This window comes from Pseudomonas sp. RA_5y_Pfl1_P24 (genome assembly GCF_963970945.1).
In the GTDB taxonomy this organism is placed as follows: domain Bacteria; phylum Pseudomonadota; class Gammaproteobacteria; order Pseudomonadales; family Pseudomonadaceae; genus Aquipseudomonas; species Aquipseudomonas tritici.
In genome coordinates this window covers 204,996-216,999 of sequence record NZ_CAXAOJ010000002.1, presented here as the reverse complement: position 1 = coordinate 216,999, position 12,004 = coordinate 204,996, and the positions used below count along the sequence as shown (strand labels likewise).

The 12,004-nt window shown below is 59.4% G+C and carries 12 protein-coding genes and 1 pseudogene; 7 read left to right on the top strand and 6 right to left on the bottom strand.

Annotated features, from left to right (window positions below):
• The first annotated feature begins 115 nt into the window (after positions 1-115).
• Positions 116-1,414: a mechanosensitive ion channel family protein gene (locus AACY30_RS03520; protein WP_339468009.1), complete on the top strand. Its 1,299-nt coding sequence runs from the start codon at positions 116-118 to the stop codon at positions 1,412-1,414.
• A 113-nt stretch (positions 1,415-1,527) separates the two neighbouring features.
• On the opposite strand, the gene AACY30_RS03515 is transcribed toward AACY30_RS03520, so the two are convergent.
• From AACY30_RS03515 to AACY30_RS03505, 3 genes are all read right to left on the bottom strand, one after another.
• Positions 1,528-2,394, bottom strand: coding sequence for a carboxylate/amino acid/amine transporter (locus AACY30_RS03515; protein WP_065873817.1), 867 nt, complete (start codon positions 2,392-2,394; stop codon positions 1,528-1,530).
• A gap of 202 nt (positions 2,395-2,596) precedes the next feature.
• Complete coding sequence (locus AACY30_RS03510; RefSeq protein WP_339539755.1) at positions 2,597-3,196, bottom strand: FMN-dependent NADH-azoreductase; 600 nt, start codon at positions 3,194-3,196, stop codon at positions 2,597-2,599.
• Between the two features lie 151 nt (positions 3,197-3,347).
• Complete coding sequence (locus AACY30_RS03505; protein ID WP_339468003.1) at positions 3,348-3,662, bottom strand: 3-phosphoglycerate kinase; 315 nt, start codon at positions 3,660-3,662, stop codon at positions 3,348-3,350.
• A 49-nt stretch (positions 3,663-3,711) separates the two neighbouring features.
• Here AACY30_RS03505 and AACY30_RS03500 point away from each other — a divergent pair, with 49 nt between their 5' ends.
• The 5 genes from AACY30_RS03500 to AACY30_RS27330 all read left to right on the top strand — a co-directional run bounded on the left by AACY30_RS03500 (position 3,712) and on the right by AACY30_RS27330 (position 8,297).
• Positions 3,712-4,635 carry a LysR family transcriptional regulator gene (locus AACY30_RS03500; RefSeq protein ID WP_339437490.1) on the top strand — a complete coding sequence of 308 codons (924 nt, stop codon included), beginning with the start codon at positions 3,712-3,714 and terminating at the stop codon, positions 4,633-4,635.
• 14 nt (positions 4,636-4,649) lie between these two features.
• Positions 4,650-5,453 carry an alpha/beta fold hydrolase gene (locus AACY30_RS03495; protein ID WP_339468001.1) on the top strand — a complete coding sequence of 268 codons (804 nt, stop codon included), beginning with the start codon at positions 4,650-4,652 and terminating at the stop codon, positions 5,451-5,453.
• Positions 5,454-5,456: 3 nt separating this feature from the next.
• Complete coding sequence (locus AACY30_RS03490) at positions 5,457-6,020, top strand: peptidylprolyl isomerase (RefSeq protein WP_065873821.1); 564 nt, start codon at positions 5,457-5,459, stop codon at positions 6,018-6,020.
• 83 nt (positions 6,021-6,103) lie between these two features.
• Positions 6,104-7,936 carry an ABC transporter ATP-binding protein gene (locus AACY30_RS03485; RefSeq protein WP_339467999.1) on the top strand — a complete coding sequence of 611 codons (1,833 nt, stop codon included), beginning with the start codon at positions 6,104-6,106 and terminating at the stop codon, positions 7,934-7,936.
• Positions 7,937-8,174: 238 nt separating this feature from the next.
• Positions 8,175-8,297, top strand: a complete 123-nt coding sequence (locus AACY30_RS27330; protein ID WP_445261411.1) for a hypothetical protein — start codon at positions 8,175-8,177, stop codon at positions 8,295-8,297.
• A gap of 11 nt (positions 8,298-8,308) precedes the next feature.
• Here the strand turns inward: AACY30_RS27330 and AACY30_RS03475 are convergent, their stop codons facing one another.
• A complete protein-coding gene (locus AACY30_RS03475; protein WP_339467997.1) occupies positions 8,309-9,433 on the bottom strand; it encodes a GNAT family N-acetyltransferase in 1,125 nt (374 codons plus the stop codon).
• Between the two features lie 283 nt (positions 9,434-9,716).
• On the opposite strand from AACY30_RS03475, the pseudogene AACY30_RS03470 reads away from it, so the two are divergent.
• Positions 9,717-10,592, top strand: a pseudogene (locus AACY30_RS03470) (putative porin); the annotation flags it as partial.
• Positions 10,593-11,145: 553 nt separating this feature from the next.
• Here the strand turns inward: AACY30_RS03470 and AACY30_RS03465 are convergent.
• Positions 11,146-11,379: an anti-sigma factor family protein gene (locus AACY30_RS03465; protein ID WP_339467993.1), complete on the bottom strand. Its 234-nt coding sequence runs from the start codon at positions 11,377-11,379 to the stop codon at positions 11,146-11,148.
• Positions 11,373-11,987 (bottom strand): RNA polymerase sigma factor, encoded by a 615-nt coding sequence (locus AACY30_RS03460; RefSeq protein WP_339467991.1) that lies wholly within the window; start codon positions 11,985-11,987, stop codon positions 11,373-11,375. The genes AACY30_RS03465 and AACY30_RS03460 overlap by 7 nt, the downstream gene beginning before the upstream one ends.
• Positions 11,988-12,004 lie beyond the last annotated feature (17 nt).

Here is a 12,004-nt window from a genome sequence, read left to right as displayed (position 1 = left end):
CGAACGGTACTAATCATCTGCTTTTTTGTCAGGGCATTTGTCCATGACGTCAACTTTGTCGTACTTAAATGCTCTAATCGCCCCGTCTTGTCTTACAGAAGAATCGGTCTCATCCATGGATATCAAACAGCTTTGGATCAACGTCCAAGACCTTTGGGGCACCCTCGATCAACACCCATTGCTCCATGCCAGCCTCGGGCTGCTGGTGTTGCTGGTCGTGGCGCTGTTGCTTGGACGTGTAGCGCGTTATCTCATTCTCCACGCCGTCAAATTGCTCGGCCGGCAACCGGCCCTGCACTGGGTCAACGATCTGCGGCACAACAAAGTCTTTCATCGCCTGGCCCAGATGACGCCATCGCTGATGATCCAGTTCGGCCTGTACCTGGTGCCGGACCTGAGCAAGACCGCTATTCTGTTTATCGGCAACGTGGCCCTGTCGCTCACCATTCTGTTCCTGGTACTGGCCATGAGCGCAATGCTCAACGCCTTACTGGACATCTACGCACGCACCGAACACGCACGCACCCGCTCGATCAAGGGCTATGTGCAGTTAGCGAAGATGGTGTTGTTCGTGTTTGGCGCAATCATTATTGTCGCCACCCTGATCGACCGTTCGCCGCTGTTGCTGCTCTCAGGCCTGGGTGCGATGTCGGCGGTGATCCTGTTGGTGTACAAGGACACCTTGCTGTCGTTCGTCGCCAGCGTACAACTGACCAGCAACGACATGTTGCGGGTCGGTGACTGGATCGAAATGCCCCAGGTCGGCGCCGACGGCGATGTGGTGGACATCACCTTGCACACAGTCAAGGTGCAGAACTTCGACAAGACCATCGTCTCCATTCCCACCTGGCGCCTGATGTCCGAGTCGTTCAAGAACTGGCGCGGCATGCAGGCCTCCGGCGGGCGCCGCATCAAGCGCTGCCTGTATATCGACGCCAGCGGCGTGCGCTTCCTGCGTGACGATGAAGAACTGCGCATGACCCAGGTGCACCTGCTCACCGACTACATCGGGCGCAAGCAGGCTGAACTCAAGGCCTGGAACGAAGCTCAGGGGAACAGCGCGCAATTGTCGGCAAACCTGCGCCGCATGACCAACCTCGGCACCTTCCGCGCTTACGCCCTGGCGTACCTGAAAAGCCACCCGGACATCCAGCCGAACATGACCTGTATGGTGCGCCAGATGCAAACCACCGCCCAGGGCGTGCCGCTAGAGATCTACTGCTTTACCCGCACCACAGCGTGGGCGGATTACGAGCGGATCCAGGGGGATATCTTTGATTACCTGCTGGCGGTATTGCCGGAGTTTGGCTTGAGCTTGTATCAGCAGCCGAGTGGCAATGATCTGCGCGCAGGGATGTTGCCGGCGGTGCTCGGGGCCAGTCATTTGCCGGCCCCGGAAAAAATATCGATTTAACGACGCGGCCTATTGTGGGAGCGAGCTTGCTCGCGAAGGTGATGAGTCAGCAAAACAAAAGATGTGCTGATTGACATACCGTATTCGCGAGCAAGCCCGCGCCCACAAGGGGTTCAGCGTAACAATGGCGCCTTTCGCACACCCAACCGACTGATCCACACCGCCCCCAGAATCACCAACCCACCCAAGGCCAAGCGGCCCAGCGGCTCATGCTGGTTCCAGATCAGCAGGTTCAGCAGCAGCCCCACCGGCACATGCAGATTGTTCATCACCGCCAAGGTGCCGCCATGGACCAGGCAGGCGCCTTTGTTCCACCAATACATCCCCAGGGCGGTGCTGACCAGTCCAAGAAACACCAGCACGCCCCATTGCAGCGGTGCTTCCGGCAGAAAGTTCGACTTGCCGAACAGCAGGAACGCCGGCAACACCACCAGCAACGCGCCCACGTAGAAGTAACCAAAGCGTCGGTAGTGCGGCAAATCACTGGGATAACGCGCGACCAAGTGCTTGTACATCACCTGCCCGGCGGCGTAGGTGAAGTTGGCCAGTTGCAGCAGCAGGAAGCCCCCAAGGAAGTGCGGGGTGATCTGGTCAAAGCGGATCACCGCCGCGCCGGCTACCGCCACCAACGCGGCGATCAACGCCCAGGGGTTGAAACGGCGGTTGAGGGCATCTTCGATAAGGGTCACGTGCAGCGGCGTAAGGATAGTGAACAGAAGCACCTCCGGCACCGTGAGCACGCGAAAGCTCAGGTACAGGCACACGTAGGTCACGCCAAACTGCAGCGCGCCAATCACCAGCATGCCGCGCATGAAGGCTGGCTCCACCGAACGCCAGCGCGTCAGCGGGATAAATATCAGCCCGGCCAGCAACACGCGCACCAGCACGGCAAAATAGCTGTCGACGTGACCGGCGAGGTATTCGCCGATCAAGCTGAAGGAAAATGCCTGAATCAGAGTGACAACCAGTAGATAGCCCATGCGCGCCTCATTTCGAATGGGCGGGACATTAAAGGTTTTCGACGATTGAAGAAACTCGGGGCAAAAAAAACCCGACCTCGCTAATGCGTCAGTCGGGCAGGAGCACTCAGGAGCAAAAAGTGCAAAGGGAGGTTCGATACGCGTACTTGAAGGGTTGCGTGGAGCTAGATAAACATCGAGGGATTATCTGGCGATTAAAAGATCAGGCGACCTGTGCCAGCAGCGCCTTGGCGTGGTTAATGCCTTTTTCCTGGAAGTCCCCACTCAGGTTCACCCCTTCGGCGTGAATGAAGGTGACGTCGTGAATCCCGATGAATGCCATAACCTGACGCAGGTAGGGTTCCTGGTGATCGGAGGTGGCACCCGTGTGGATGCCGCCGCGCGCGGTGAGCACGATGGCGCGCTTGCCGGTCAGCAAACCCTGAGGGCCGGTGGCGGTGTATTTGAAGGTCACACCCGCACGCAACACGTGATCCAGCCAGGCCTTGAGGGTGCTGGGGATGGCAAAGTTGTACATCGGTGCAGCCATTACCAGTACGTCGGCCGCCAACAGTTCGTTGGTCAATTCGTCGGAGCGCTCCAGGGACGCCTGCTCGTTGCCGTTGCGTTGATCCGCAGGTTTCATCCAGCCGCCGAGCAAGTTGGCGTCCAGGTGCGGGACCGGGTTGAGGGCCACGTCACGCACAGTGATCTGATCCGCCGAGTGGGCGGCCTGCCATTGGCTGATGAACTGCCGGGTGAGTTGGCGGGAAATCGAATCCTGCTGGCGGGCGCTGCTTTCGATGATCAGAACATTGGACATGGCTTTGTAGGCTCCATCTGTAATTGCTGTAATTCGATGGAGTGAAGATTAAACAGAGCCAATTCGATTAAAAAGCGCAAAAAACTGCTATAACCCATCTATAAATCTGCTTATAAGCGGAGTATCGCTGTCGGCATGCTCCGCTCTCGGGTTACTTCGGCGCGCAAGCCAAGGCGATGCGCATCTTGATAATGGCGCGGTTGAACTTGGCCGTGGTGTTCGTGCTTTTTCCCGCCGGCACCGTGACCGTGCGGCGACGCGGTGACTCCGGGCCGTTGGTGAAGATTACCGAGCATACGGCGTCATTCGTGCCGTAGTTAGTGAGCTGGATCGAACTGATATCGCCGTCCACATCGGAGGCGGTGTAATCGATACGGACGCCGTCGATCTTTTTTGTGACGTCGATGGGGTAGGCAAATGCGCTCATCGGAACCAGCGCCAGCAACACACAACAGAATTTTCTCATTCGGCAGTCTCCAATAAGGACTGTCAGCTTAAGACAAGAGGAACCTATCTTGAAAGCGCCCCGCGTTACCCTCGATCAGTGGCGCACATTGCAAGCCGTGGTCGACCATGGCGGCTTCGCCCAGGCGGCCGAAGCGCTGCACCGTTCGCAGTCTTCGGTGAGCTACACCGTGGCCCGCATGCAAGACCAGCTCGGTGTACCGCTGCTGCGCATTGATGGGCGCAAGGCGGTGCTCACCGACGCCGGTGAAGTGCTGTTGCGCCGCTCCCGGCAACTGGTGAAAAACGCCAGCCAGCTGGAAGACCTCGCGCACCATATGGAGCAGGGCTGGGAAGCCGAGGTCCGCCTGGTGGTGGACGCGGCCTATCCGAACGCGCGCCTTGTGCGCGCCCTCTCCGCCTTCATGCCGCAGAGCCGTGGTTGCCGCGTGCGCCTGCGTGAGGAGGTGCTGTCGGGCGTTGAAGAGCTGCTGATTGAAGGCGTGGCCGACCTGGCGATTTGCGGCTTCAGCATCCCCGGCTACCTGGGCACGGAAATGAGCGATGTGGAATTTGTCGCCGTGGCCCACCCCGAGCACACCCTGCACCGCATGAATCGCGAACTGAGTTTCCAGGACCTGGAAAGCCAGATGCAGGTGGTGATCCGCGATTCCGGTCGCCAGCAACCGCGCGATGTGGGCTGGCTCGGCGCCGAACAGCGCTGGACCGTCGGCAGCCTGGCCACCGCCGCCGCCTTTGTGGGCAGCGGCCTGGGCTTTGCCTGGTTGCCTCGGCATATGATCGAACGTGAACTCACCGAAGGCGTGCTCAAGCAGCTACCCTTGGAACAGGGCGGCAGCCGCCACCCCACGTTCTACCTGTATTCCAACAAAGACAAACCCTTGGGGCCGGCGACGCAGATCCTCGTGGAACTGCTGCGCACCTTTGACACCGCCCCCCTGGACGCGCCTTTCGCCGCCCCCCGGCAAGCCTGAAACGGAGTTCATGCATGGCCTGGTTCGACCACGAAGGATGCAGCCTGCACTACGAAGAATACGGCCACGGCACCCCGCTGATCCTGATCCACGGCCTGGGCTCAAGTTGCCAGGATTGGGAGCTGCAGATTCCGGTGCTGGCCAAACATTACCGCCTGCTCGTGGTGGATGTGCGCGGTCACGGGCGCTCGGATAAACCGCGCGAACGCTACAGCATCCAGGGCTTCACCTTTGATCTGCTCGCGCTGATCGAACACCTGGACCTGCCGCCCGCCCATGTGGTGGGTTTATCCATGGGCGGCATGATTGCCTTCCAACTGGCGGTGGATGAACCGGCGCGGGTCAAGAGCCTGTGCATCGTCAACAGCGCGCCGGAGGTGAAGGTACGCAGCGCCGAAGATTACTGGCAGTGGGCCAAGCGCTGGAGCCTGGCGCGCGTGCTCAGCCTCGCCACTATCGGCAAGGCGCTGGGCGACCGCTTGTTTCCCAACCCGCACCAGGCCGACCTGCGCCGCAAGATGGCCGAACGCTGGGCAAAAAACGACAAACGTGCTTATCTCGCCAGCTTCGATGCGATTGTAGGCTGGGGTGTGCAGGAACGCCTTTCGAGGATTGCCTGTCCAACCCTGGTCATCAGCGCCGACCACGACTACACCCCCGTGGCGCAAAAAGAAAACTATGTAAAACTGCTGCCCGATGCGCGACTGGTGGTGATCAGAGATTCCCGCCATGCCACGCCCTTAGATCAACCTGAAGTCTTTAACGCCACGCTGCTCGATTTTCTAAAGACAGTCGAAACCACTACCCAGGATCATTGACCCATGCTGAAAAAAATCGCCTTTCTTGCCGGTTCTGTTTTGTTCGCTGCCAACCTGATGGCGGCCGAACCCGCCAAGGCGCCTCACGTACTGATCACCACCACCAACGGCGACATTGAAATCGAACTGGACCCGGTCAAGGCCCCGATCAGCACCAAGAATTTCCTGGCCTATGTCGACAAGGGCTTCTACAACAACACGATTTTCCACCGTGTGATCCCGGGTTTCATGGTCCAGGGCGGTGGGTTCACCCAGTCGATGTCGCAAAAGCCAACCGAAGCGCCGATCAAGAACGAAGCCAGCAATGGCCTGCATAACGTACGTGGCACCTTGTCCATGGCGCGCACCAGTGATCCGGATTCGGCCACCAGCCAGTTCTTCATCAATGTGGCCGACAACGCTTTCCTCGACCCAGGCCGTGATCGCGGTTATGCCGTATTCGCCAAAGTGGTCAAAGGCATGGACGTGGTCGACGTGATCGTCAATTCGCAGACCACCACCAAGCAAGGCATGCAGAACGTGCCTATCGATCCTGTCTACATCAAGTCGGCCAAGCGCATCGACTGAGGTCTGCAGGAAGCTCCGTGCGCAGCCCACAAGGCTGCGCGCGCATTTGAACAGGAGAGCCCGCCAGGCGGGCGTCAACCCTAATGCTCTATCGTCGTTTTGAACAACTGATCGATATTTTCCGCGACGCGCCAAGCGCCGCCCCGCCCGATAAAGTCCTGCCGTTCTACCTCTACTACCTGCGCCAGGTGTGGCCATGTTTTGCCGCGCTGTTGGTGGTGGGCTTGATCGGCGCATTGATCGAAGTCGCGCTGTTCAGCTACCTGAGCCGTATCATCGACCTGGCCCAAGGCACGCCGCCCGCCAACTTCTTCCAGGTCCACAGCACCGAGCTGATCTGGATGGCCGTAGTTGCCCTGTTGCTGCGTCCGATCTTCGGCGCCCTGCACGACCTGCTGGTGCACCAGACCATTAGCCCCGGCATGACCAGCCTGATCCGCTGGCAGAACCATAATTACGTACTCAAGCAGAGCCTGAACTTCTTCCAGAATGACTTCGCCGGGCGTATCGCCCAGCGCATCATGCAAACCGGCAACTCGCTGCGTGACTCTGCCGTGGCAGCGGTGGACGCGATCTGGCACGTGGCGATCTACGCCATCAGTTCCCTGGTGCTGTTTGCCGAGGCCGACTGGCGCCTGATGATCCCACTGGTGAGCTGGATCATCTGCTACAGCCTGGCGTTGCGCTATTTCGTGCCCCGCGTGAAGGAGCGCTCGGTGGTTTCGTCCGAGGCGCGCTCCAAACTGATGGGCCGCATCGTCGATGGCTACACCAACATCACCACCTTAAAGCTGTTTGCCCATACTCAATCCGAGCAGGAATACGCCAAGGAAGCGATCATCGAGCAGACTGAAAAAACCCAGTTGGCCAGCCGCGTGGTGACCAGCATGGACGTGGTGATCACCACCATGAACGGCCTGCTGATTGTCACCACCAGCGGCCTGGCGCTGTGGCTGTGGACGCAGTCGCTGATTTCCGTGGGCGCCATCGCGCTGGCCACCGGCCTGGTCATTCGCATCGTCAACATGTCCGGCTGGATCATGTGGGTGGTCAACGGCATTTTCGAAAACATCGGCATGGTGCAGGACGGCCTGAAAACCATCGCACAGCCACTGGCCGTGATCGACCGCGACAACGCCCCGCGCCTCAGTGTGCCCCGGGGCGAAGTGCGCTTCGAGCAGGTAGATTTCCACTACGGCAAGAAGAGCGGGATCATTGGCGGCCTTAACCTTGAGATCAAGGCCGGTGAAAAGATCGGCTTGATCGGCCCGTCCGGTGCGGGCAAGTCGACGCTGGTCAACCTGTTGCTGCGGCTCTACGACCTGCAAGGCGGGCGCATCCTGATAGACGGCCAGAATATCGCCGAGGTCGCCCAGGAAAGCCTGCGCGCACAGATCGGCATGATCACCCAGGACACCTCGTTGCTGCACCGCTCGATCCGCGACAATCTGCTGTACGGCAAGCCCGACGCCACCGACGAAGAACTCTGGGCCGCCGTGCACAAGGCCCGCGCCGACGAGTTCATCCCGCTGCTCTCGGACGCTGAAGGCCGTACAGGGCTGGATGCTCACGTGGGTGAGCGCGGCGTGAAACTCTCCGGTGGGCAACGCCAACGTATCGCCATCGCCCGCGTACTGCTCAAGGACGCGCCGATTTTGATCATGGACGAAGCCACGTCAGCCCTGGACTCGGAAGTGGAAGCGGCGATCCAGGAAAGCCTGGAGACCTTGATGAAAGGCAAGACGGTGATTGCGATTGCGCACCGCTTGTCGACCATTGCACGGATGGACCGCCTAGTGGTGCTGGAGAAGGGCCTGATTGCCGAGAGTGGCAGCCATGCCGAGTTGCTGGCGCATGGGGGGTTGTATGCCAGGTTGTGGCAGCACCAGACGGGTGGCTTCGTCGGTATCGACTGAAACAACACCGCGATCCCCTGTGGGAGCCGCAATCGTGCTTTACGCAGTGCAGTGCCCACACGGGCGCGGAAGTAAATCTGCAAGGAGCATCACTGATTTACTGATTGGGTAGAGCGATCTATCAAGGACGTGTTGCATGGGTTCAAGCGTTCAGTCACAGCGGGGTTAGGTACGGTTTGGTTGGTGTTGGGCGGGCGTTGGCGGAAGGTTTCCGGCCAGGGAATTACCGGCGTAGATCGTGGCGCAGGTTGTCAGCGGGTTTGTCAGTAAGCGGGTGATGACAGCGATGTTCGCGCCGATCCTTGGCGCGGTGATCGGCGGCTTTTCCTATCGATGGCTGGGCAAGGAGGAGCCGGGCTGAAGTGAAGTGGATCAGCCCTGTCGATAAGGCAGGGCTGCCCGCGCCTCTTCGGCATACGCCACGACCCCCACCCGCTCGCGCTCTAGGAAATCCTCCACGGCGTTTTTCAATCCGGGATGACGCAGGTAATGCCACGAGCGTGTAATCACCGGCTCAAACCCGCGAATCAACTTGTGCTCGCCTTGGGCCCCCGCATCAAAGCGTTGCAGGCCGTGGGCGATGGCGTAGTCCATACCCTGATAGAAGCAGGTTTCGAAGTGCAGGCGGTCGAATTCCGCCAGGCAGCCCCAGTAGCGGCCGTAGAAGCTGCCACCACCGATCAGGCTGAAGGCCATGGCCACCGGGCGGGCACCTTGTTTGGCCAGGACCACGCGAATCGCTTCGGGCATGCGCTCGGCCAGCAGGCTAAAAAAGGCGCGGGTCAGGTAAGGGGCTTGGCGGCGGATCGCATAGGTATTGGCGTAGCAGGCGTAGACAAAATCCCACTGCGCCTCGCTCAGTTCATGCCCTTGCAACCACTCGAACTCGATGCCCTGCCCCGCCACTTGCTCACGCTCCTTGCGCATCTGTTTGCGCTTGCGTGAACTCAAGGCATCGAGGAAATCCTGGAAGTCGCGGTAGCCACGGTTCTGCCAGTGAAACTGACAACCCAGGCGCTGCAACCAACCCGGTTGTTGCGCCAGTGCAGCATCGGCCAGCGCGTCAGTAAAGTTGATGTGGGCACTGGAGAGCCCTTCGATTTCCAGGTAACCCGGCAGGCTTTTCAGCAGTTCAAAACCCTCCTCGGCATTCGCCGCCAACAGGCGTGGCCCGCTCACCGGGCTGAACGGCACAGCTGTCAGCAGCTTGGGATAGTAATCGATGCCGGCCCGCTCGCAGGCATCCGCCCACCCATGGTCGAACACGTACTCGCCATAGGAATGCCACTTGCGATAACTGGGTAATGCTGCCACCAACCGATCGCTGTCCCAATGCAGCAAATGCTCCGGCTGCCAGCCGGATTGCGGGCCCAGGCTGGCGCTGTCTTCCAGGGCACTCAGGAAGGCATGCCGCACGAAAGGCTGGGCGTCCGGCACCAGTGCATCCCAAACCTGCGGGGCGATTTCGGACAGGCTGTCCAGGCGTTGCAACGGCATGTGCATCCTCACTGATCGGGGGCGTGAAAGCCTCGCGAGTATCGCCTATCGCCGGTCCAAGCACACCCCCGAATCGCGTGACAAGGCTCTAAACCAATAGTTCCGATCCTAATCAATTTGTCATCTAGATGACATCACTTAGCCACTGCGCCGTCATAAACGATCGTGATACTGACGCCTGTTTTTAGAGCGCCTGGTTCTAGCAGGTGGTTATTTTTCCGTCCGTCATCGGTCGGTTGTGTCCTGGATGGTTTGCCATCCCTCCTCACCTTCGGAGATTGATATGCGTCTTGCTTCCACTAAAACTGCGGCGGTCCTGTGCGGCGGCCTGTTACTGGCCCTGAGCGTTCCGGCCAGCGCTGCAGTCGACGCTAAATTGCTCGACATGCTCAAGGCCAACGGCCAGATCACCGCTGCGCAGTACACTGAACTGCAAAGCGAATTGGCTAAAGACCAGAAAGAACAGCAGATCGCACGGCAAGCTCAACAAGAGACCAACGAACAGATCGCGGCCACCGCGAAGAAAACCAATGAGCTGAGCAGTTTTGACCAGAAACTGGCCTGGGCTGCCAAGACCCAGCTCAAGGGTGACGTGCGCTTCCGCCACGAAACCATCAAAATCGACGGCACCCCGAACAACGGCGGCAAGGATAAGGATCGTGAGCGCATCCGTGCTCGTCTGGGCGCCTACACCGAGATCAACTCGCAAGTCGACACCGGCATCCGTATCGCCACGGGTAGCAGTGACGACGCCCGTTCCACGAACCAGGACCTGGACGGCTACTTCAACAAGAAGTCGATCTGGCTGGACCTCGGCTACATCGACTACCACCCGGACCAGATCAAGAACCTGCACGTGATCGGTGGCAAAATGCTGCAGCCGTGGGTCAGCATGGGTGATGTGATCTGGGATAGCGATATCAACCCGGAAGGCCTGGCCCTGACTTACAAATACCCACTGGGCAGCAGCACCGAGCTGTTCGGCAGCCTGGGTAACTACAACCTCAAGGACAACGTCAACGGCGACGGCGTGCAGTTTCGCAATGACCTGCGCATGACCGCCGGCCAGTTGGGGTCGCGCTTCACCCTGACCGACAACCTGAAACTGACACTGGGCGGCAGTGTTTATGCGTTCCAGAACGATGAAGACAGCCGCTGCCCGACCGCCGGCTCTACCGCTTGCCTGACCCCAGCCGAAACGGTCGCCAATACCACAGCCGGTAATGCCAGCGAGTACCGTTTGTATGAAGGCTTCAGCCAAATCGATATCGGCGGCCTGGCTGTACCGTTGTCGTTCTATGGCCAGTACGTGCAAAACACCAAAGCCACGGATAAAGACAAGGACACTGCCTGGTTACTCGGTGCCAAGTCCAAAGTGTTCGGCTTCAACCTGGACTACAACTACCGCGACGTACAGCGTTATGCAGTGGTCGGCGCCCTCACCGACTCGGACTTCGCCGGCGGTTTCACCGGTGCACGCGGTCACAAGTTCAAAGTCGGCTACGACATCGACAAGAACTTCGCTATCGGCGCCACTTACTTCCTGACCAAAGCGGACTACGCCAGCGCCGCAGGCTACCGCGATGCTAACGCCAACACCCTGCAGTTGGACGCAGAAGCCAAGTTCTAAAGAAGCAGCTTTGAGCGGCAAGCGACAAGCTTCAAGGAGAAGCGCGTCACTTGCCGCTTTTCACTTGCAGCTTGCAGCTGCTTCACTCCCCCTTGAGCCGCTCGGCAGCCAGCCGCAGCGCCAAGGCATCCACACCTTCAACCGGCTCATCCGGCATTATCTTCAGCGTCGCCTGCATCAAACGCATCTGGCGGATAAACCGTCGGCAGTTCGGGCAGAACATCAAATGATGACGCACCAACAGACGCTCGCGAAAGGTCAATTGCCCATCGAGATAGTCACTGGAACGTGCCACTTGTTCTTTACAGGTCAGCATTCGCCCGTCTCCTCAAAATGCTCCACCGTGGCGAAGACTTTAAGCCGCGCTCGGTGCAACAGCACACGGACATTGGAGAGCGACAGCGTCAGGAGATTACAGATATCTTCCAGCTCCAGGCCCTGGCGTTCACGCAGCACCAGCACGCTGCTTTGCAGATCAGACAGACTCAGCAACGTGTGTTCCAGGCATTCACGCAATTCTTCTTCGGTCAGCAAGGCTTCCGGGGTGTCCTGATGCCAGGCGTAGGGGGCGACGGCCCAGTGGCCATCGTCCGGGGTGAAACGGTCATCACCAATGGTGCCGTGGGGTGAAGGCAGATCATCGAGCAATACCTCGCGACGATTCTGCTTGTAGCGCCCCTTGGCCGCGTTGGCGGTGATAGTCAGCAGCCAGGTCTTGAGGCTGGAACGCCCTTCGAATTTGGCCAGGTTGCGTACCACCGACAGCCAGGCATCCTGCACGATTTCGTCGGCGTGGCGCTGGCCGACGATGGCATAAGCCACCGCACGCATGGCGCTCTGGTAGGTGGCGACCAACTCCTTATAGGCCCGCTGCTCACCCTTGAGCAAACGTTCAAGCAGGTGCGCGTCGTCCGCTGCTGCCATTGATTAACCTCGATTTC